At 49.4% G+C, this 23,338-nt stretch carries 9 protein-coding genes; 4 read left to right on the top strand and 5 right to left on the bottom strand.

Annotated features, from left to right (window positions below; all coding sequences use genetic code 11):
- Positions 1–311: 311 nt before the first annotated feature.
- The 3 genes from KME12_08085 to KME12_08075 all read left to right on the top strand — a co-directional run bounded on the left by KME12_08085 (position 312) and on the right by KME12_08075 (position 5,292).
- Positions 312–2,822: a protein phosphatase 2C domain-containing protein gene (locus KME12_08085; protein ID MBW4487735.1), complete on the top strand. Its 2,511-nt coding sequence runs from the start codon at positions 312–314 to the stop codon at positions 2,820–2,822.
- 94 nt (positions 2,823–2,916) lie between these two features.
- A complete protein-coding gene (locus KME12_08080; GenBank protein ID MBW4487734.1) occupies positions 2,917–4,587 on the top strand; it encodes an FHA domain-containing protein in 1,671 nt (556 codons plus the stop codon).
- An 87-nt stretch (positions 4,588–4,674) separates the two neighbouring features.
- Positions 4,675–5,292: a hypothetical protein gene (locus KME12_08075; GenBank protein MBW4487733.1), complete on the top strand. Its 618-nt coding sequence runs from the start codon at positions 4,675–4,677 to the stop codon at positions 5,290–5,292.
- Positions 5,293–5,529: 237 nt separating this feature from the next.
- Here KME12_08075 and KME12_08070 read toward each other — a convergent pair whose 3' ends face one another.
- From KME12_08070 to KME12_08050, 5 genes are all read right to left on the bottom strand, one after another.
- Positions 5,530–6,915 (bottom strand): PrsW family intramembrane metalloprotease, encoded by a 1,386-nt coding sequence (locus tag KME12_08070; GenBank protein MBW4487732.1) that lies wholly within the window; start codon positions 6,913–6,915, stop codon positions 5,530–5,532.
- Between the two features lie 47 nt (positions 6,916–6,962).
- A complete protein-coding gene (locus KME12_08065) occupies positions 6,963–7,157 on the bottom strand; it encodes a hypothetical protein (protein MBW4487731.1) in 195 nt (64 codons plus the stop codon).
- 171 nt (positions 7,158–7,328) lie between these two features.
- Positions 7,329–7,892 carry a peptide deformylase gene (gene def / locus KME12_08060; protein ID MBW4487730.1) on the bottom strand — a complete coding sequence of 188 codons (564 nt, stop codon included), beginning with the start codon at positions 7,890–7,892 and terminating at the stop codon, positions 7,329–7,331.
- A 249-nt stretch (positions 7,893–8,141) separates the two neighbouring features.
- On the bottom strand, positions 8,142–13,097 hold the full coding sequence (locus KME12_08055; protein ID MBW4487729.1) for a tandem-95 repeat protein: 4,956 nt from the start codon (positions 13,095–13,097) through the stop codon (positions 8,142–8,144).
- Between the two features lie 212 nt (positions 13,098–13,309).
- A complete protein-coding gene (locus KME12_08050; protein ID MBW4487728.1) occupies positions 13,310–22,258 on the bottom strand; it encodes a tandem-95 repeat protein in 8,949 nt (2,982 codons plus the stop codon).
- 172 nt (positions 22,259–22,430) lie between these two features.
- Here KME12_08050 and KME12_08045 point away from each other — a divergent pair, with 172 nt between their 5' ends.
- A complete protein-coding gene (locus tag KME12_08045; GenBank protein ID MBW4487727.1) occupies positions 22,431–23,333 on the top strand; it encodes an ABC transporter permease in 903 nt (300 codons plus the stop codon).
- Positions 23,334–23,338 lie beyond the last annotated feature (5 nt).

The following is a 23,338-nucleotide window of genomic DNA, read 5'->3' as shown; positions in this document are numbered from 1 at the left end:
ATCGGATTTTTAATATCTAAGTAACAAGGTATAAAGTGAGGCGGCTCCTGTCTTCTGTCTTTAGTGAAGTTCTACGGAACTCAGCTCTAATTCGCTAGTTCATATATAGTTGCTGTTTCTGCCAGGATGAGTAATCAATCCCGCATAATGAGTTGTGGTGATCGTCCTTGTGTTCGCGGCAGGGTGGGGGATGTGGAGGCACTTAGCCTAAAAACAGCTAATCTAGTGGAAGTCAGACGCTACAATCCATAGCAACAGCTAGTCCCACAAATTATGGCTGTGCCCTTTGGCGGCTCCGATGAGGACCATTCATGAACCATGCTACGGCACCAATTTATTGCCCCGTTTGTCAGACGCTTAATGCGGAGACCCATAACTTTTGCCAACAATGCCGCTCTGCTTTGCCCAAACGGTATCTTTGGGCTGTAGGAACCAGCGTTGATACCTATCAAATAGGGGATATATTAGGCGATCGCTATGTGCTCAAAGGTCGCCGAGTTCTGTTTGATACGAAGCCGGGGCTGCTGCCAGATCTGCCTAGTGATATTTCGGCGGCGATCGCCTCTTACCTGAGGTTGTTTCCCTATCAACTGCATATTCCTCAAGTCTATGGACAGGTGCAGACAGATAAGGGAGCCGCTGTCGTGCTGTTAGAGCAAGCGCCGATTAACAGCAGAGAGCTGAGCCAAAATGCAGCCAAACTATCTGATCCGCTCTTTCCATCTCTAGCGAATGCTTGGTCAGAGGCAACGCCACTGCGACAGCTCAATTGGTTATGGCAAATAGCCCAACTGTGGCAACCATTCAGCAGTGAGGGGGTCGCTTCAAGCTTGCTGGAACCGCAACTACTGCGAGTGGAGGGGCCGCTCGTCCGTTTGCTAGAACTTCAAAGCGATCGCAAAGCAGCTCCTACCTTGATGCAACTGGGACAGCTTTGGTTGCAATGGGCACCTACCGCTCGGCCTGAGATTGCACGTTTCTTGGCAGCTCTATGCCATCAAATGATTCAAAGGCAGATTCGTACGCCCGAACAGTTAATGGCGCAACTGGATCGAGGGCTAACGGTCTGTGGGCGATCGCAAGCTCGCTTAGCTCAGATTGCTACCCGCACCGATCAAGGCCCCAGCCGCCAGCGCAACGAAGATGCCTGCTACCCTGCCAGTGGAACTGCTCTTTCAGTGCCCCTGCATCCCGGCGAAGCCCATAAAACCTTAACCTTGGTATGTGACGGAATCGGAGGTCACGAAGGCGGTGATGTTGCTTCTAATCTGACGATCGCGGCGATTCAGGAACGCATTCAGGCGCTAGAAATTGACGTGGTTTTGCAGCAACCAGATAACTTGATGGCAGAACTAGAGCAGTCTGTTTGCATCGCCAATGACTTAATTTGCCAGCGCAACGATCAGGAAAGACGGACCGATCGCCAGCGTATGGGGACAACCCTTGTGATGGCGCTAGCCCGTGGTCATGAAATCTATATCACTCATATTGGTGACAGCCGAGTTTATTGGATCACTCGCACAGGCTGCTACCAAATCACCGTAGACGATGACGTGGCTTCGCGAGAAGTGCGCTTAGGCTATGCCTTGTATCGAGATGCCGTACACCAACCAGTCGCAGGTTCGCTTGTACAAGCTCTAGGCATGAGTAGTTCCGCGACCTTACATCCCACCGTACAGCGTTTCATGCTAGATGAAGCAGGGGTCTTCCTGCTCTGTTCCGATGGCTTGAGTGACAACGATCGTGTCGAAGAATATTGGGAAAGCGAAATTTTGCCAATTTTAGATGGCAAGGTTGATGTAGCCACTGCTTGCCAAAGATTAGTTGAGATTGGCAATATGCGGAACGGTCACGACAACGTCACCGTGGGGATGCTTTACTATCACGTCACTCATAGCGAGGCGATCGCTGAATTGCCAGAGTCTTTGCTGACGGAGCCACTAGAACTAGAAGTCCCTCCTCTTAGGGAGCCAATTCAGGATAGAGAGTTAACCCAAACGGCGATCGCGGTTGAGCCGCCCACTCCAACTGCTACGGCACCTTCCACCCTCAAAACTCAAATCTTGCCACCTCAACGCTCCCAGAATGCAGCAGCTCTGCTCCTGGGAATTCTGCTGCTTGCAGGTTTGGGTGGTGTTTTAGCTTACCTACTGCTACCAGGTGTGAGTCGTCGCGTGGATACATTGTTAGGCTGGGAACCTCAACCAGATACTACGGCTGTGAGTCCAGATCCGATTGCTACCATTGCTGCGCCTAACTCCCCGCCTAACTCCCCACCGCTCCTTCTGTCTCCAGGGACTTTGGTGCAAATTCGGCAGGCCAACAGGTCTGAACTACCCAATCAGCTACCCAATCAGCTACCCAATCAGAGTGGGCCTGAAGCGATAGAACTACAGCCTCAACCCGGCAGCTTTACCACTGCATCTGGCGATCGCCCCTCTACTGCCACAACAGCTCGATTAGTACCTGTCGGTGGGACGCTGCAAGTCCTGAGTAAACAGGTGATTCCGGCTCAAGGCAGTTGGGTCAGACTAAAATTTTGCTCACCTTCTAGCGATGCGAGTTCTAATGCCAGCACGGCTCCAGTCCCCGCAACTCCTAGTCCCAGAACTCCAGCTACAGTTCCCGCAACTCCATCCCCTACGAGCGATCGCTTCTTGGCACCTGGGGAAAGTGGCTGGATTGAAGAAGCAGTTTTAACGCCGCTAATTATACCCAGCGCTACACTTCAACCGAATCAGTTAGGAGCCTGTACGCAGACCACGCCAGCTTCTCCCCCGACCCCGACAGAGGAACTCAGCCCGTCAGCTATCCCAGATTAAATGGAATTTTGCAAGAGGGCTACTACACCACAAGACCAGATAGACTGATAAGAAAACTAGCGATCGCTCAGGTTCTGATAACTTAAGATTTTGAATGCCTGTGTCAGGAACTCTCTGCCTCAGCTTAGCCATTAGACGCCTAGATGCTTTAGAGGCGAATCGGTATGCAATTTGGGTGACAAACGCTCCGTATCCGAGCGGGTACGTTCTCCACGATCGCGTTTGGCCTGATGCACTGTCTCAAACTTGGCATGCTTGGCAGGAAATGTTTTCCCTCCGGGGGCTGCCCCAAGTGCCTCACCTCTCAGCGACGCCCCTGTCACCGACGCCCCCATTTGTATTGCCCCCCGATTCTAACGCCTTGCCCTACGGGGCGCGGTTGATGCAGCATTTGGGTGTCAGTTTGTGGCAATGGCTATTTAATGGCCCAATCGAAGCGAATTTCAATCGGAGTCAAGGAGCTGCTTTTGGCTTGGGAGGGCGGTTGCAATTACGGCTAGAAATTCAAGCGCCTGAGCTGATCGCCCTGCCTTGGGAAATTATGCAATCGCAAATGGGTAAGCCCGCGATCGCCCTCAATAGTGAACATCTCTTGTTCAGCCGCACAACCAGTGATGTAGAGCCCCTGCCGCCTCTACGCCTCGATCGATCGCTGAAAATCCTATTAGTTTTGGGGCAAGAAACCGAAACACTGTCTGACCGGGCTGCGGTTAAGGCTGACAACAGAGCTGCATCCCCGGCGCTAGATCTAGAACAAGAAGCTGAAACTTTAGTCCATATCTTGACTCGGTACGAAGCCCCTAGCTCGATGGGAGGACGAATTGTTCCCGATCTGCCTCAAGTAGATACTTTGATTCAGCCAACCTCAGCAGAACTGATTGAGCGTTTAGAGACCGGAAATTACAACATTTTCTTTTATGCAGGGCACGGGACTCCAGCACCCGACGGTGGGTTGCTCTTATTAAGTCCTGGAACGACCCTGAGTGGAACAGAACTAGCTCAAGTGTTAACCCGTCGTGGTGTCATTCTGGCAGTGTTTAATGCTTGTTGGGGAGCCCAACCCGACCACACAAACCAGCAACCGATTCCTCGCAGCAGCTTGGCAGAAGTCCTGATTCATCATGGAGTTCCGGCGGTCTTGGGCATGCGTGACTCGATTACGGATCAAGAAGCCCTCAGCTTTATCCAAGCACTGGCCCAAGCATTACGAGAACGCCAACCCGTTGACCGAGCCGTTGCCTTGGCTAGACAGCATCTTTTGATGCTTTATAAGTTTAATCAACCTGCCTGGACTCTGCCTGTGCTGTACATGCATCCGCAGTTTGATGGTCAGTTGATTAAGCCCGAAGAGAACACAATGCTGCCACCCCCAGGGCCAAGCGACATTCCAGCCCGAATTCCGATGGCATCGCTGCGACGAGTCGGACCCCCTGCAAAAAAGTGGCCAGTTCGAGACGGCAGAATTCAAGTTGGTAGCAAGGAAGACAACGATTTGGTATTACCGGAACCTGGTGTATCTCGTTATCATGCCGAAATTTTCTACCGAGACGCTTCCAATGATGCTAATAGTCAGCCATCCTATTTCCTCAGAGATTTTTCTCGGTTTGGCACTCTGGTTTTGGGAGCCAATGGTTGGCAAAAAATCCATCAACAGGAAGTCTCTTTAAACTCTGGAGTTCAGCTAAAATTTGGCAATCCTAAGGGGGAGGCGGTAGAGTTTTTGGTTGAACATGAGTCTCTAACTTTAGGGGAACACAACTTCTAAGCCAATTGGCTTAAATTGTAATTGCTTGCGGAACTCTCAAAAATCGGCGTGTAGCTACCCACGTCAAATGCAATCAGGAGTAGCACGATGAGAAACGGAACTATGTCATCAGATTATTTTGAACATTCTCAATTTCAAGTCGAGCTAGACGACTTGCTAGATGCTGTCCTGAGTACTGACACGCCTTACCCCTGGGATTTCACAGACCCAGCCTCTGCCACTTATATAGAGAAATTAGAGCAAGAGTTTTCCTTGGATAGCTGGCTAGATGAAGAAATAGCTCAGCGATCGCAAGATTTCTTTGCTCGTTTGGACGGAATTTGGGCTCAAACTGCTTTGTCGCAGCGCTTCGCAGCTTGGGCACCCCAAAGTGTACTAAACGCGATCGTGCAGCAAGCTCAAAAGGTAGTAGCAAGCAATTTGTCCCTGGCTGACCAATTGATTCAGTGTGTGCAGGAAAGTCTACCCGATTGGAATGTCGATGACCTGCAGGTTTTGGCGCGTCCATTGGCCTATGCGATGCGGGGTGTAGAAACAGAAACTGCTCAGGTTGTGGAATCTACGCTTCAATCAGTGCGACCCTTGAGTTGGGAAGAGCTATCGGAACTAGAACAGGCCCGCCTGAGCTTGGCGATCGCTCGATGTGCTTTGGCCCAACTGCACCAAACTAATAGCACTGAAGCTGATGAGGATGGTGAGCAATAGTCTAAGCATCAACAAGCTCCGCTGTTTTTGGGTATAAAAAGTTGCTTTCAATAATTATATTCAACCATCCTCGCCTGATTGCATCATCGCCCAACTGGGCGAACTGAGCCAGAAAGGTACAGGGTGTAGGGGTGTAGGGGTTTAAGGTCTTGTCTAAGCTTTCTCGAAGCTGATTCAAGCTGCAAACAGGTGCTGGACTTAGTTATCCATGCGATCGCTGAAGGTGTAAGAGAAACATTAAGAGGAATTGGAAAGTCGAGTGGCAAAATTTTGGGAGCGGGTGGGTGATAATTGGCGAGCTTTCAGGATTGCTGCTGCTAAAAAAGCATAAGACACGACACCGACGATCATGAGCAACAAAGCGTTAATCGTGCCAGCAGCATTCCATAGAGCATGAAGGATGGCTGCGCTCAGGTAGCCAATTCCCAAAATAGACCAACGCTTTCTCGGCTTGAGCACACTCAGCCCAATGAAATAGCCTAAGTAGCCACTGTAGGCAATATGGCCTGCTACAGAGCCGAGCACTCTTGGAATTAGAAGTTGTAGTCCTTCCAAGGAACCCGATTGCTGCTCAATTTCTGGAACATATTGGCCCAACGTTTCCACTAGCGTAAATCCGGCGGCAGCAGCAGTGCCCAGCAAAATGCCATCGAGTGGCTCCCAAACTCCGATTTGTTCGCGCCAAGGCGATCGCACCAACCGACCAAGCCAGTAAGCCGTTAAAACTGGTAAAGCTTTCAGCAGTTCTTCCATCAAGCCTGCGCCAAAAAACATGCTGATTATGAGTCTAAAGAAGCCTACAGGTTCATTTGGGGTAGGAAGATGACCCGGCAGAACTTGTCGGAAAAAGACGATAAACGTAGACAAAATGGGGCTACGTAAAATCAACACCATAATGCCGAGAGCGCCAAACAAAACCCACCAAGGTTTGCGCTTACCACAGAGTTGGTAAACGAGATAATAAGCCACTCCTACTAGATAGGTAGCTAGCAGTAGATTGAAGGCGATGGGCTGACCAACCGCTGCAAACATCAAGACGACAAAGCCGACGGTAATGATGCCAGGAACAAGGTAAGCTTTGCGGGCTAGCTCTTTTCCAGTAGAAAGAATGGGAAAGAGCTGGGTCAAAGTGACTGAATCTGCTGGGGTCAGTTGAGCACCTCTGGCAGGCGGTACTGTCGCTGCATGAGCAGATTGACGCGGTGCAGAACTGCCGTATGAAGTAACTGCAAAGCGAGAGGCGACTGGAGGCTCAACGCGGTGGCACTCAAAGACAAAATCTGGCCCATTGTTGCCAAGGGTAATGCGATCGCCAATCTGCATGATCTGGCAACTTTGCAATCGTTGCCCATTCAGATAAGTGCCATTGGCGCTGTTGAGATCGCAAATCTCCCAGACGGGTTCTCTAGTCTGAGTTCTAAGATTTAGAATAGGGCGGATTTGGGCGTGACGCCGCGAAACCATCCCAAAAAGATTGGAGTCTAAAATAATTTGACAATAGGGATCACGCCCAACTGTCACTGACTCAGTGCGCGACAACGGGTAGCAAGGAGAGTTTCGTTCTGTTGAACCTAGAGGAGGAACTTGCCAGAGGAAAGCGACGTAAGGATCTTGACCCGTCATCGTCAGAAGGGCTGGATTTTAGCAGCTAGGCATATCTTGCCACACTTTTACTGGTTTGCTCTGGCATCTCGCACCGCTGCCAAGAAAAATATGGCCGTTAACGGGATGCTAATAGCCAGAATGACTCCTGTAATTAGCCCGCCTAGGTCTGGTTTGCCAGAAGCTAGCTCAAATACAGAACCGACGGCAGCGATCGCCGCTACACAAGAACCGCCTAGGAATACACCACTTTTAGGGGTCAATGCTGTCCCACCTTTAATTAAGCGTCAATAGTCAAGAATAGAGGCAATTAGCCACTCTATGCTTAAAGCGTGTTTAAGAAATCTAGGGATGGCCTGTGGATAGTCCTTGAGAAATTCCCAGCTATCTAAGCACCACCCCTCCAGAATCATTTCCGAATTTAGCCAATCACACTAAGCCATAGGCTTGACAGCTTGGGCTGAGAAACCATGCTTAGCCAACTCTTGATTCAGAGCGAGACCATTCTCGACACGATCTACAAATAACACACCATTTAAGTGATCCATTTCATGTTGAATGGCGCGAGCAAGCAGACCTGTCGCGCTAAGCTTTTGGGGCCGTCCGTACTCGTCTTTATAAGATACCTCGACCGCAGCAGGCCGCTTAACATCCAAATAAACTCCTGGAATGCTGAGGCAGCCTTCTTGAGCCACACAGATATCGCGACCCATATGCTTAACGCTGGGGTTGATCAAAATTAGCGGTTGGTTAGTGGGGTCGTCTGGTTCACAATCGATCACAATCAGCTGTTTCTGCACAGCCACTTGAGGAGCCGCTAACCCAATCCCGTCAGCGCTATACATCGTTTGCAGCATCTCACGAACCAATTCACGGATTTCTGCATCCACTTTGTTGATCCGCTTCGCTGGCTGACGCAAGACGCGATCGCCAAGATGGTGAATCTCTAAAGGCGGACTATCTAACTTTTTCTTTTCGACAAGAACCTCAGAAGTCATGAACGTATGCTCACAATTAGGGCTAAATTCCGGAATGATTCCGCTTTATATTCATCTTACCAACCCTTGCTCTGGATTGTCTGGGTAGAAAATGCTTAATTTTCTGATCTAAATTTACCTCTTGCTCTGGTTGCCTTAAAAGCAAGAGAGGTGTGGCAGTCCACACCTCTCTTGCTTTTAAAAATCACAGCCAACCCGACATCTGCGAGGAAGTAAGTTGGAGTGAGCTAGCTTTGTCAATGCTTCTATCTAAGCAATGGTGGGGTTTTGAACTGAAACATGGAGCGTGTAGCTATCGTTGGGTGTCAGTGGGGTTCCTGTAATGCCAACTCCAATGGTATTGGTTGAGTCAAATTTGGCAACACCAATGACATAACGACCAGAGGACGTGAAGTTGTAAGTCAAGAATGAGTCGTTGATGGAACTGCTACCAGGATCGGCTGTAGTCGCATCATCATTGGTGGACAGAAGGGTGCCGTTGCCGTCGAACAGGAAGATTTCCGTATCTAAAGCAGCAGTACCACCGCGATCGCCAAAGTCGATGTCGAAAATCCCTTGAGAACCTGCTGTAGCCGTGAATGAGTAGTAGTCGAAGTTGTTATCTCCTATGGCTTCAACCGAGGCATGAGGAATGGTTGTCGAATTGGTGATATTGGAGTTAGGGGCCACAGAGAAGCCAGCATCAAGAGCCTGAGCCACAATTAGATTCACGGTTGCTGAAGCAGTTCCACCTGCACCATCGCTGACAATGTAAGTGAAGCTGTCATTACCGTTGAAGTTAGCGCTTGGGTTGTAGGTGTACGTACCATCCGAATTGGTGGTTAAACTACCGCGTGACGGTTGAGTCACGCTAGCGATCGTGAGCACACCATCCACATCCGTATCATTGGCCAGCAAGGCAGCAGGACTAATCGAGGTTGATGTAGGAGCAGCGACTACAAGTAGATCACCTAGAGCTTTGGGCAAATCATTGACGGGGGTGATGGTGACATTGACCGTGGCAGAGGCGGTCCCGCCGTTACCATCACTGATGGTGTAGGTGAAGCTGTCAGAACCATTGAAGTTGGTTGTCGGGGTATAGCGGAAGGTACCGTTGTTGCTGATAACAGAGCCATGAACAGGATTAGTATTTCCGGTAATTGAGAGAGCATTACCCTCGACATCAATGTCGTTAGCTAGAGCCGCGATCGTGACAATGGTGTCTTCATTAGTGCTGACAGCATCGCTGATGGCAATGGGAGCATCATTGACCGGGGTGATGGTGACATTGACCGTGGCTGAGGCGGTTCCACTATTGCCATCACTGATGGTGTAGGTGAAGCTATCAGAGCCGTTAGCATTGGCAGTTGGGGTGTAAGTGAAGACCCCGTTGTTTTGGCTCAGGCTGCCTTTGGCCGGAGTGGAGAAGTTGTCAATCGTGAGGGTATTGCCTTCAGCATCGGTGTCATTCGTCAGGACAGGGATGGTAACAACAGTGTCTTCATTAGTGCTGACAGCATCGCTGATGGCAATGGGAGCATCATTGACCGGGGTGATGGTGACATTGACCGTGGCAGAGGCGGTTCCACCATTGCCATCACTGATGGTGTAGGTGAAGCTATCAGAGCCGTTGGCATTGGCATTGGGGGTGTAGATGAAGACGCCGTTGTTGTTGACCACAGAGCCAAGAGTGGGATTGACAGAGACTCCTGTAATCGAGAGGGCATTACCTTCGACATCGGTGTCATTCGTTAGGACAGGAATGGTGACAACAGTGTCCTCATTAGTGCTGACAGCATCGCTGATGGCAATGGGAGCATCATTGACCGGGGTGATGGTGACATTGACCGTGGCTGAGGCGGTTCCACTATTGCCATCACTGATGGTGTAGGTGAAGCTATCAGAGCCGTTAGCATTGGCAGTTGGGGTGTAAGTGAAGACCCCGTTGTTTTGGCTCAGGCTGCCTTTGGCCGGAGTGGAGAAGTTGTCAATCGTGAGGGTATTGCCTTCAGCATCGGTGTCATTCGTCAGGACAGGGATGGTAACAACAGTGTCTTCATTAGTGCTGACAGCATCGCTGATGGCAATGGGAGCATCATTGACCGGGGTGATGGTGACATTGACCGTGGCAGAGGCGGTTCCACCATTGCCATCACTGATGGTGTAGGTGAAGCTATCAGAGCCGTTGGCATTGGCATTGGGGGTGTAGATGAAGACGCCGTTGTTGTTGACCACAGAGCCAAGAGTGGGATTGACAGAGACTCCTGTAATCGAGAGGGCATTACCTTCGACATCGGTGTCATTCGTTAGGACAGGAATGGTGACAACAGTGTCCTCAGTGGTGCTTGCCGTATCGCTGATGGCAATGGGAGCATCATTGACCGGGGTGATGGTGACACTGACCGTGGCAGAGGCGGTTCCACCATTGCCATCACTGATGGTGTAGGTGAAGCTATCAGAGCCGTTGGCATTGGCATTGGGCGTGTAAGTGAAGACGCCGTTACTTTGGCTCAAGCTGCCTTGGGTCGGAGTGGAGAAGTTGTCAATCGTGAGAGCATTGCCTTCAGCATCGGTGTCATTTGTCAGGACAGGGATGGTGACAACAGTGTCCTCAGTGGTGCTTGCCGTATCGTTGAGGGCAATGGGTGGGTCGTTCACCGCGCTAACAGTGATGTTGACTGTGGCAGAAGCAGAGCCGCCGTTGCTATCTGTAATAGTGTAGGTGAAGCTGTCAGAGCCGTTGAAGTTGGTGTTGGGGGTGTATCGGAAGGTGCCATTCCCCTGATCAATGAGCTGACCATTAGCAGCTGAGGTACTACTGGTGAGGAAAAAGGTATTACCCTCAATGTCACTATCGTTGGCTAAGACATTGACAATTGTGACCTGTGTGTCTTCAGCGGTACTTGCTGTATCGTTGAGGGCAATGGGTGGGTCGTTCACCGCGTTAACAGTGATGTTGACAACGCCAGTGGTACTGCCTCCCCTGCCATCACTGATGGTGTAGGTGAAGCTATCAGAGCCGTTGAAGTCAGGATTAGGTATGTAATTAAATGAGCCGTTGTTGCGACTGTCTACTGTGCCGCTACTGGGCTGGGTGAAGCTAACAATTGCGATCGCGTCTTGGTCTGCATCTGTATCGTTAGTCAGTACATTAGTGATTAAAGCCACCGAATCTTCATTCGTGGTGACTGCGTCACTATTAGCAACAGGAATATCGTTGACTGACGTAACATTGACGTTGACCGTAGCGGTTGCGGTTCCACCACTACCATCTGTAATGGTGTAGGTGAAGCTATCAGAACCGTTAAAATTAGGGCTTGGAGTATAAGTAAAGGTTTGGTTGCCGTTATCCCTGACGACGCCATTTAATGCTGGACCAAAGCTATTAATTAGCAGTTGCTGTTGGTCTGCATCACTATCGTTTCTAAGGAGATCACTAGGACTAATGAGTAGTTCTGTGTCTTCACTGGTCGTGAATGCATCATTATTGGCAACAGGAATATCTTGAACTGAGTTGACGACTAGGGCGACGGTAGCAGTTGTAGAACTACCTTTGCCATCGGTAACAACATAAGTAAAACTATCACTGCCACTAAAGTTGGCAGTAGGTGTGTATGTAAGAGTCCCATTACTACTCGCCAGCGTGCCTCGTCCTGGCTGGGAGAAGCTAGTAATTAGAAGGGTATCTTGGTCAGCATCGCTGTCATTAGATAACAGGTTTGCTCGACTAAAGGTAACAGATGTATCCTCATTTGTCGTAATGATATCGTTACCTGCGATCGGTGCATCGTTGATCGCGTTAACGTTCAGAGTGACAACCGCACTTGTATTACCACCCCGACCATCTGTAATGGTGTAGGTGAAGCTATCAGAACCGTTGAAATTGGCATTGGGGGTGTAGGTATAGGAGCCTCCAAGGTCAACGACTCTACCGTTTAGAGGCTGAGTAAAGCCTGTAATTAAAATAGGATTGCCATCAGCGTCAGTATCATTGTTTAACAACGTAGCTCGACTGAAACTGACTCGCGTATCCTCATCGGTAGTGAAAGTATCATTACCCGCTATGGGCACATCATTGATCGAACGAACAGTGAGGTTAACGGTGCCAGCGACTGTAGTGCCGTCACCATCTGTAATCGTGTAAGTAAAACTATCTGTGCCGTTGAAGTTGGACTTGGGATTGTAGGTGAAGGTGCCATTACCCAATCCTTCAACAGTACCGTTTGTAGGCTGAGTAAAGCTATTAAAAAAGAAGGGATCGTTCTCAGGGTCGAAATCGTTACTTAGTAGCTGATTACTTGTGAAGCTAAGTTGAGTATCTTCGTCTGTGGTAAAAGCATCGTTACCTGCAACCGGCGTGTCTGGGCTGGGATTGATGCTGATGCTAACGGTGCTGCTGACGAAACCACCATAGCCATCGCTCACTGTGTAACTAAAGCTATCAATTCCCTCGTAGTTTAAATTTGGTGTATAGGAGAATGTTCCATTGTCGTTACTGGCTAGTACTCCATTACCAGGCTGAGTAAAGCTAGAGATGATGAGGCGATCGCCATTGGGGTCGGTGTCGTTGGCCAGGAGATTTGGGGTGATGGTCAGGGTGTCTTCGTTGGCGGTGAGACTATCACTACCGATGACAGGCGGGGTATTGACAGCACTTCTGCGCTCCTGCTGGCCAAAGAGCAGATAATGGCGGAAGCCACTCGCGAAAGAGCCATTGGTAACCGCAGCAGCAATGTCAGGATTATGGTCTAGGTAGAAGCGTTCGTCATAGCGAAGGCTAGGATTGCGGCTAAACTGCGAATCGACTTCAAACTGACCAAACTTGACAAAGTGTTCAAAGCCGCTACTGAAGGTGCCACTGCGAACTGCTTCTGCAACATCCGAGTTGTTGGACAAATAGAAGAGCTCGTCAAAGAGGGGACCGGGCAAGCGGGCAGGGCTGTTGCTGAGTTCAAACTGACCAGCTTGGATAAAGTGCTGGAAGCCACTGCTAAAAGAACCTGCTTGGACAGCAGCAGCTACATCGGGGTTATTAGCCAGGTAGAAGGCTTCATTAAACAAGGGGCTAGGAGCGCGGCTGGGGCTGTTGCTGAGTTCAAACTGACCAGCTTGGATGAAGTGCTGAAAACCACTGCTAAAAAAACCTGCTTGGACTGCTTGTGCAACATCAGGGTTGTTGACGAGATAAAAACTTTCCTCGAAGAGGTCGCTGAAACTGAGACTCATGCAATTTACCTACTGAAGCGTGAAGTGAAGATGAAGAGATGCTACATCGAATCCTTTGAAGGCGTAGTTTAGATTTGCGATGGAGCTCTAAAAATTTTGATCTGTTTTGATCTGTGATTATGGATAGAAAAGCCAGCTAGCTAGAAACACTGCCTCAACTGCGATCGCAGTTGAGGCAGTGTTAGGGCTAGAAAACGACAGCTTCCAAATGGTTAGAAGGCCGATGTAGGATGACCTTCAACAGAGATGTGAAGGTTGTAAGTTTGGCCAGAATTTGGTGGGTTACCAAATATCTGACCACCCGAGAAGCCAGCCCCGCTCTGAGCAACTCCAACTATATATAGCTGACCTGCTGTGAGATTGCTGGCTTTGATATAAGCATCAAGGCCCGATGTACTACCACCTGCACCCAATGCAGTCGAAGCATTATCGTTTCGAGCGACAAGAGCACCCGTTTGATCGAAGAGGAATAGTTCCGTATCGATCGACCCTGTTGGTTTCGCACCGAAGTCAATATCAAGAATTGCTGTACTTCCTCCCGCAGTAAAGGCGTAGTAATCAAACGTGCCATCTCCTGCTACGTTCAAGATACTTGCATGAGGAATGGTAGTGGCGTTCTCAATGTTACTGTCAGGGTTCAGAGAATAGCTGGAGCGACTATCAACGTCGCGAGCTACCACAAGATTGACCGTACCTGTCGAGGTACCACCCTGAGCATCACGAACGATATAGCTAAAGCTATCGTTGCCATTAAAGTTTGCTCTTGGTGTGTAATTGAACCCAGTGTTACTTCGAGTAATGCTGCCATTAGTTGGGGAACTAGCAAGGCCAATAATCCTCAAACTGCTTTGCAGATCATCATCATCAAAGTCGTTAGCCAAGAGATTAGCATCGCTAATCGGACGAGAAACTCCTTCACCAACAATAAAGTAGTCAGTTCCTGTAATCGGCAAGTCATTCACCGCCGCGATCGCAACGTTGACTGTAGCTGTAGCTGTGCCCCCACTGCCATCAGAGATGGTGTAGGTAAAGCTATCGGTGCCACTAAAGTTAGGGTTAGGAGTATAGCTGAAGGTGCCATTGCCATTGTCTGTAACAGCTCCGTTGCTACCTTGGCTAGAACTACTAATCGTTAGTAGATCACCATCACCATCTGTATCGTTCAGCAACACATTGACGGTAGTAACTGTGGTGTCTTCACTAGTAGTGACGGAATCATTCACAGCGATTGGTAGGTCGTTGATTGGGTTGATATTGATGTTGACCGTAGCTGCCGCCGTACCTCCGTTAGCATCATTCACAATGTAGATAAAGCTATCTGAACCATTGGCATTTGCATTCGGAGTGTAGGTGAAGGAACCATTACCTGTACTTGTGACGCTCCCCTTACCAGGATCAGTGAAGTTGATCACAATGAGCGAATCACCATCTACATCCGTGTCGTTAGTAAACACATTAAATGTTGCTGGTGTGTCTTCATTAGTGGTCACGCTGTCGTTGACTGCTAGAGGAGCATCATTCAGAGGGTTAATCGTGACATTCACAGTACCGGTCGAGGTGCCACCTCTTCCATCTGTAATGCTGTAGGTAAAGCTGTCTGTCCCACTCGTATTCGCATTTGGGGTGTACGTAATGGCGCCATTGTTATTTCGCACCACGCCCCGAGCAGCCTGACTAAAGCTGAACAGCGTAATTGGGTCGCTGTCGCCATCGGTGTCATTAGCAATGACGTTGATGCTGCCTGTGGTGTCTTCATCTAGAGTCAGCGCATCATTGACAGCCAGTGGTACATCGTTGATTGAGGTGATGTTGATAGTGACTGAGGCGCTAGCAGACCCACCATTGCCATCGTCGATGATGTAGGTGAAACTGTCGGTGCCGTTAGCATTGGCATTCGGCTGATAGCTGAAGGTGCCGTTATTGAATTGCAGCGTTCCCTTAGTCGCATCAGTGAAGTTGATGATGGTTAGAGTGTCACCATCAGCATCAGTGTCATTAGCTAGAACGTTAATAGGAGTTACAGCTGCATCCTCGTTGATGCTCAGGGTGTCATTGCGAGCAATAGGGGCATCGTTAATCGAGTTGACTCCGACGCTGACCGTGGCATTGGCCGTTGCTCCTGCTGCATCTCGGACGGTGTAGGTGAAGCTGTCAGAGCCATTGAAGTTGGTCAGAGGCTGGTAGGAGAAGTTGCCATTGCCCAGGTTTCTCACCGTACCGCGAGCCGCTTGAGTGAAGCTGAGGACACTGAAGGTGTTATCTGCATCGGTGTCATTGGCAATGACGTTGATGCTGCCTGTGGTGTCTTCATCTAGGGTCAGCGCATCATTGACGGCCAGAGGCGCATCGTTGAGGGAGCGAATGGTGAGGTTCACTGTGGCACTGGCAGAGCCGCCTTGACCATCATCAATGATGTAGGTGAAGCTATCGGTGCCGTTAGCATTGGCATTCGGCTGATAACTGAAGGTGCCGTTGGCGTTGTCAATCAGGGTGCCCTTGCCAGCATCTGTGAAGCTGACGATGGTGAGGGGGTCACGGTCTACATCTGTGTCATTGGCAATGACATTAATCAGAGTTACAGCTGCATCCTCGTTGATGCTCAGGGTGTCATTGCGAGCAATGGGGGCATCGTTAATCGAGTTGACTCCGACGCTGACCGTGGCATTGGCCGTTGCTCCTGCTGCATCTCGGACGGTGTAGGTGAAGCTATCAGAGCCGTTGAAGTTGGTCAGAGGTTGATAGGAGAAATTACCGTTACCAAGGTTGCGGACTGTGCCGCGAGCCGCTTGAGTGAAGCTGAGGACGCTGAAGGTGTTATCTGCATCGGTGTCATTAGCAATGACGTTAACTCTGCCTAGAGTGTCTTCGTCCAGCGTCAAGCTGTCGTTAGCTGCCAGAGGCGCATCGTTGAGGGAGCGAATGGTGAGGTTCACCGTGGCACTGGCAGAGCCGCCTTGACCATCATCAATGATGTAGGTGAAGCTGTCGGTGCCGTTAGCATTGGCATTCGGCTGGTAGCTGAAGGTGCCGTTGGCGTTGTCAATCAGGGTGCCCTTGCCAGCATCTGTGAAGCTGACGATGGTGAGGGGGTCACGGTCTACATCTGTGTCATTGGCAATGACATTAATCAGAGTTACAGCTGCATCCTCGTTGATGCTCAGGGTGTTATTGCGAGCAATAGGGGCATCGTTAATCGAGTTGACTCCGACGCTGACCGTGGCATTGGCCGTTGCTCCTGCTGCATCTCGGACGGTGTAGGTGAAGCTATCAGAGCCGTTGAAGTTGGTCAGAGGCTGGTAGGAGAAGTTGCCATTGCCCAGGTTTCTCACCGTACCGCGAGCCGCTTGAGTGAAGCTGAGGACACTGAAGGTGTTATCTGCATCGGTGTCATTGGCAATGACGTTGATGCTGCCTGTGGTGTCTTCATCTAGGGTCAGCGCATCATTGACGGCCAGAGGCGCATCGTTGAGGGAGCGAATGGTGAGGTTCACTGTGGCACTGGCAGAGCCGCCTTGACCATCATCAATGATGTAGGTGAAGCTATCGGTGCCGTTAGCATTGGCATTCGGCTGATAACTGAAGGTGCCGTTGGCGTTGTCAATCAGGGTGCCTTTGCCAGCATCAGTGAAGCTGACGATGGTGAGGGGGTCACGGTCTACATCGGTGTCATTGGCAATGACATTAATTAGAGTTACAGCTGCATCCTCGTTGATGCTCAGGGTGTCATTGCGAGCAATGGGGGCATCGTTAATCGAGTTGACTCCGACACTGACCGTGGCATTGGCCGTTGCTCCTGCTGCATCTCGGACGGTGTAGGTGAAGCTATCAGAACCGTTGAAGTTGGTCAGAGGTTGATAGGAGAAGTTGCCATTGCCCAGGTTCCTCACCGTGCCGCGAGCCGCTTGAGTGAAGCTGAGGACGCTGAAGGTGTTATCTGCATCGGTGTCATTAGCAATGACGTTAACTCTGCCTAGAGTGTCTTCGTCCAGCGTCAAGCTGTCGTTAGCTGCCAGAGGCGCATCGTTGAGGGAGCGAATGGTGATGTTTACTGTGGCACTGGCAGAGCCGCCTTGACCATCATCAATGATGTAGGTGAAGCTATCGGTGCCATTAGCATTGGCATTCGGCTGATAGCTGAAGGCGCCATTCTCCAAGAGCAGGGTTCCCTTGGTAGCCTCTGTGAAGTTAATCACAGTCAGTGCATCCCCATCAACATCCGTGTCATTAACGAGGATATTAATAGGAGTAGCTGCAGCATCCTCGTTAATCGTTAGGCTGTCATTACGAGCAATAGGCGCATCGTTAACCGAGTTGACAGTGACATTGACAGTGCTAGTGGCAGTAGCACCTCTGCTATCGCGAATGGTGTAGCTGAAGTTGTCGGAGCCGTTGAAGTTAGTTCGAGGTTGATAGGAGAAATTACCGTTACCAAGGTTGCGGACTGTGCCGCGAGTCGCTGGAGTGAAGCTGAGGACACTAAATGTATCGCCATCAACGTCGCTATCATTGACTAGGACATTGATGTTGCCAAGGGTGTCTTCGTTGGTGACTAGCTCATCACTATTGGCTGCTGGTGCGTCATTAACGGGTCGAATGGTGAGATTGACAGATGCTGTCGCTGTGCCCCCTCGGCCATCGTCAATGACATAGGTGAAGCTATCAGAGCCATTGAAGTTTTCATTGGCTTGATATATGAAGGTGCCATTATTGTTTGTCAGGGTACCATTGGCAGCTTCTGTGAATTCAGTGACAGTCAACGCATCACTTTCAATATCAGTGTCATTGGCGACCACGCTAAAAGTGAACGCTGTATCTTCGTTGCCTGTGAAGCTGTCATTTCTGGCAATTGGTGAGTCGTTGATGTCCCCTACATTAATGCCAACGGTGGCGAAAGCAGTACCTCCTCTACCGTCATTGACTCGGTAGGTGAAGCTATCACTGCCGAAGAAGTTGAGCCTTGGTGTGTAAGTAAAGACTCCATTATTGTTGTTGACAACAGTACCGTTTCTAGGGTTAGTCCCTACGGAGAACGTTAGTGGATCACCATCAACATCGCTGGCATTATCTAGCAGGTTGATCGCGATCGCGGTTTCCTCAGCAGTACTGACATCTTCAGCGGTTGCTGTCGGTGCATCATTAAGAGGTGTGACCCTTAGGAGAACGGTTGCTTCAGCCGTACCCCCTTGACCGTCATCAACTACATAAGTAAAGCTGTCGGTGCCGTTAAATTCGGCATTTGGCGTGTACGAGAAAGTGCCGTCTCCGTTATTAACAACAATGCCGTTAGTTGGGTCACTATTGCTTGATATAGAGAGGAGATTTCGATCAACGTCGGTATCGTTAGCCAAGACATTCGGAATAGTGACACTACCCGGATCTTCGCTAGTTGTAAAACTATCGTTGCGAGCTATTGGTGCATCATTGACATTATCCACAGTAATTACAACTGTAGAAGCAGCCGTTCCTCCCCTACCGTCATTAACCGTGTAGGTAAAGCTATCACTGCGAAAGAAGTCAACATTTGGCGTGTAGGTGAAAGTCCCATCACCATTGTTAGCGACTACCCCATTTCTAGGATTGGTTGCTGTGGCAAAGGTCAGAACGTCACCATCCACGTCACTCACGTTATCGGTGAGATCAATGGTGACGGCTTCTTCCTCATTTGTGGTGACTGCATCAGGTGTTGCTGTAGGTCGATCATTAATGGGATTAACGGTCACAATTACCGTAGCTGAACCGGTGTCACCACTTGGATCAGCAGCCGTATAGGTAAAGCTATCTGTCCCGCTAAAGTTAGTGGGAGCCTGGTAAGTGAAGCTACCATTGTTATTGACAACGACAGTTCCACCTTGAACGCTGTTGGTGTCAGAAACGCTAACAATCAGGCGATCGCCATCAATATCAGTGTCATTTCTAAGGACGCCATTTGTACCAGTGATTGAAATCCGACCGTCTTCGTTAACGGTGTAGGCGTCATCCCGCGCTGTGGGCGCATCGTTAACAGGGGCGATCGTAATGTTGGCAACCCCCGTGGCAGTGCCGCCTCGACCATCACTAATGGTATAGCTGAAGCTATCAGTACCACTGATATTAGAATTCGGCGTGTAGAAATAGGTACCATCTCCCTGATCTACCAGTGAACCTCGGCTCGGCTGTGCAAAGCCAGTGATGAATAAGCTATCGCCATCCGGATCTGAATCATTACCCAGTAGCGTCGGATCGATCGTGATTAGAGTGGGAGTATCTTCGTTGGTTGCGATCGCATCATTAACAGCAATGGGAGCATCGTTAGCCGAGTTGACAACAATGTTGACTGTTGCGCTTGCCGTGCCACCATTGACGTTATCTCTGATCGTGTAAGTAAAGCTATCACTGCCGTTGAAATTGGCGTTTGGCGTATAGGTAAACGCGCCAGTCCCATTACGGCTTAAGCTGCCTTGTGCAGGCTGGCTAAAGGTACTGATGCTGAATGGATCGCCATCACCATCACTATCATTCGCCGTCAGAACATTACTGCTAAAGCTAAGGCGTGTATCCTCATTAGTTGTAATTGCATCGTTATTAGCAACCAATGGGTCTTGAATAGAGTTAACAACAATGCGAACGGTCGTTGAAGCCGTCCCCCCATTGCCATCACTAATGGTATAGCTGAAGCTATCAGTACCATTGAAGTTCGTTCTTGGCGTATAAACAAACGTGCCATTACTTGAGCTAGTTAGTGCTCCATTGGCTGGCGATGTATTGCTGAGAAGGGTAATCAGGTCACCCTCAGCATCTGTATCGTTAGCCAAGACATTAAAGCTAGCGCTAGCTACATCTTCATCCGTTGTGACACTATCAGGACTAGCAACGGGAGGACCATCGTTAATTGAGACAATGGTTAAGTTGACAACCCCTAAGGCTGTACCACCGTTGCCATCGCTAACTACATAAGTAAAGCTATCGGTACCATTGATATTGGCATTAGGGGTGTAGGTATAGGTTCCATTATTGCTGTTGGTAAGTGAACCTCTAGATGGTGAACCTACACTGGTAATGGAAAGGATATCGCCTGGGTCTGGATCTGTATCGTTGTTGAGAAGAGTCGTACCGCTGATCAGAACCGCTGTGTCTTCATTCGTCGTAACTCCATCAGCACCAGGAACTGGGGGGCCGTCATTGACTGGAGCAACTGCAATGTTGACTGTGGCCGAAGCTGTAGCACCTCTGCCGTCAGTAATGGTGTAAGTAAAGCTATCGCTACCACTAAAGTTGGAGCCAGGGGTATAGGTAAGGAATCCATTGCCGTTGTCAGCAACGCGGCCATTTCTAGCTTGGCTAAAGCCAGTAATGATTTTTGGATCTCCATCAGCATCAGAATCATTAGCTAGCAAGGTGGCTGTGCTAATGGGGAGTGCAGTATCTTCAGTCGCACTAACAACATCGTTAGTTGCTACAGGTATATCGTTAATGGAGTTAACGGTTAGCCTGACGGTAGCAGTTGTACTGCCGCCTGCACTATCACGAATGCTGTAAGTAAAGCTGTCTGTGCCGTTGAAGTTAGGGGCAGGGTTGTAAGTGAATGTGCCATCGCCATTTCCAACGACACTGCCTCGGCTCGGTTGAGTAAAGCCGTTTAGGAAGATTTGTTCGCCATCAGGATCAACATCATTCGCGGTTAAGTCAGTAAACCTGAATGGGAACGGCGTGTCTTCATTAGTGGTAATTGTATCGTTACCAGCGATCGGCGCATCTTGAACTGGGTTGACTGTGACATTAACTGTCGCTGAGGAGGTTCCTGTTCGGCCGTCGTTAATAATGTAAGTAAAGCTATCAGTACCGTTGCTGTTGGGGTTAGGAGTGTAAGTTAGGGTGCCGTTGTTGTTGGTGACGCTGCCTTTTGTCGGTGAACTGAAGCTAGTAACGGTGAGAGGATTTCGGTCAGCATCGGTATCATTTGCCAGAACATTAATTGTTCCTGGGGTGTCCTCATTAATGGCTAAGGAGTCGTTGGCTGCAACTGGTGGATTGTTGACTAAATTAACGGTGAGGTTAACAGTTGCAGATGAGAGTCCTCCCTGCCCATCGCTGATGGTGTAGACAAAGCTATCACTGCCAAAAAAGCCAGCTTGTGGGGAATAATTAAACGAGCCATTGCCACTTGTTAGGGTGCCATTAGTAGGTTGGCGACTGACACCTGTAATAGTGAGAGGATTATTATCAATGTCACTATCATTAGCTAGCAGGTTAGCAAAGTTGATGAGCGCAGTCGTATCCTGGTTGGTGATAACTGCATCATTACCAGCAACAGGCGCATCATTAATGGGGTTAACAGTAAAAGTGACGGTATTGCTAACTATACCCCCATAAGTATCACTAATGGTGTAGGAGAAAACGTCAGTGCCACTGAAGTTAGGCTGTGGAGTGTAAGTTAGAGTGCCGTCATTGTTATTAGTTAATGAGCCACCACCAGGCTGAGTAAAGCTAGAAATAATTAAGCGATCGCCGTTGGGGTCGCTGTCATTAGTGAGCAAGTTGGGGGTGATACTAATTGTGTCTTCGTTGAAACTGAAGCTGTCAATCCCAATCACAGGAGGAGTGTTAACAGCACTGCGGCCTTCCGCCTGCCCAAACAAGATGTAATGGCGGAAGCCGCTGGCAAACGAACCATTGGCAACCGCAGCAGCAATGTCAGGATTGTGGTCTAAGTAGAAGCGTTCGTCATAGCGAAGGCTAGGATTGCGGCTAAACCGCGAATCGACTTCAAACTGACCAAACCTAACAAAGTGTTCAAAGCCGCTACTGAAGGTGCCACTGCGAACTGCTTCAACAACATCTAAGTTGTTGGACAAATAGAAGAGCTCGTCAAAGATGGGACTGGGCAAGCGGGTAGGGCTGTCGCTCAGCTCAAACTGACCAGCTTCGATAAAGTGCTGGAAGCCACTGCTAAAAGAACCTGCTTGGACAGCAGCAGCTACATCGGGGTTATTAGCCAGGTAGAAGGCTTCATTAAACAAGGGGCTAGGAGCACGGCTAGGAGCGCTGGTGAGCTCAAATTGTCCAACTTGAATAAAGTGCTGGAAGCCGCTGCTAAAAGAACCTGCTTGGACTGCTTGTGCAACATCAGGGTTATTGGCGAGGTAAAAACTTTCCTCGAAGAGGTCGCTGAAACTGAGACTCATGCAATTTACCTACTGAAGCGCGAAGTTAAGATAGAGAGCTGAAAGGCAAAACTGAAAATATTTAAAGAGGCACCAATATAAATCAGGATGGACAGAATCGGTGTCAGAATTAACACTGTGATGATCTAAAAATTATTTCGAATTGTCAGTAACTCCAAAGACGTGAGGAAGTGTGTTTCGATTTCTAACGAAGTTGGACTATTTATTGCGTGAGACACTGCTCGGTCTCCGTCGGGGAGGATGGATGAACTGGGCAGCAATCAGTACCGTAACGGTGCTGCTCTTCTTGTTTGGCATTAGCTTACAGGCGTCCTGGCAACTGGAGGGCTTGCTAGGCCAGTTTGGGAGTCAATTAGAGGTGTCGGTTTACCTCAGTACAGGGGTGGAAGCAACAACGCTGGAACCCATTGTGCAGGCCATGCCAGAAGTAATTGCTGTGAAGGCAGTCTCTAAAGAAGAAGCTTGGATGGCCTTGGTCAAAGAAATGGGGATTTCAGACATTACAGGCGCAACGCAGCAACTGAACGGCAATCCTCTCGTAGATGAACTCAAGGTGAAAGCCCGCACCTCTAAGGGCGTACCAACTTTGGCTGAGCAGTTGAGAAAATTGCAAGGTGTTGAAGCAGTCCAATATGTAGATGAGGCAGTTAAGCGGATTGCTCAACTCAATCAAGGATTGAACTGGATCAGCTTCACAATCACAAGCGTATTAACACTTACGGCGATCGCAGTGATTACGACCACGATTCGCTTGATTGTGATGGCGAGACGAAGAGAAATTGAGATTATGCAGTTGGTAGGAGCCACGACAGCCTGGATTTATTTACCCTTTATTTTGCAAGGGATTACCTTTGGCATTGCTGGTGCTGCGATCGCTTGGGCCTTGATTAAGGCGGTTCAGCGCTTTCTAGGAAATTTATTGGCTCAACAACCTGATCTAATTCAGTTTTTAGCAGCTGGCGTTCAACTCAGTCCTATGAAGCTGCTATTACTGCCATTTGTGCTGGTAAGCTTTGGCGGATTAGTTGGTTTGATGGGTAGCTTATTGGCTGTGCGTCGATTTGCCGTGCGCTAGGGACT

It is taken from the genome of Trichocoleus desertorum ATA4-8-CV12 (assembly GCA_019358975.1).
Taxonomy (GTDB): Bacteria; Cyanobacteriota; Cyanobacteriia; order FACHB-46; family FACHB-46; genus Trichocoleus; species Trichocoleus desertorum_A.
This window is presented reverse-complemented; position numbering and strand designations above follow the sequence as displayed.

Coding starts and splice junctions, on each gene's coding strand:
- def (MBW4487730.1), bottom strand. CDS start 7,892: ATGACTTCTGAGGTTCTTGTCGAAAAGAAAAAGTTAGATAGTCCGCCT.
- KME12_08085 (MBW4487735.1), top strand. CDS start 312: ATGAACCATGCTACGGCACCAATTTATTGCCCCGTTTGTCAGACGCTT.
- KME12_08070 (MBW4487732.1), bottom strand. CDS start 6,915: ATGACGGGTCAAGATCCTTACGTCGCTTTCCTCTGGCAAGTTCCTCCT.
- KME12_08075 (MBW4487733.1), top strand. CDS start 4,675: ATGAGAAACGGAACTATGTCATCAGATTATTTTGAACATTCTCAATTT.
- KME12_08080 (MBW4487734.1), top strand. CDS start 2,917: ATGCCTGTGTCAGGAACTCTCTGCCTCAGCTTAGCCATTAGACGCCTA.
- KME12_08050 (MBW4487728.1), bottom strand. CDS start 22,258: ATGAGTCTCAGTTTCAGCGACCTCTTCGAGGAAAGTTTTTACCTCGCC.
- KME12_08055 (MBW4487729.1), bottom strand. CDS start 13,097: ATGAGTCTCAGTTTCAGCGACCTCTTCGAGGAAAGTTTTTATCTCGTC.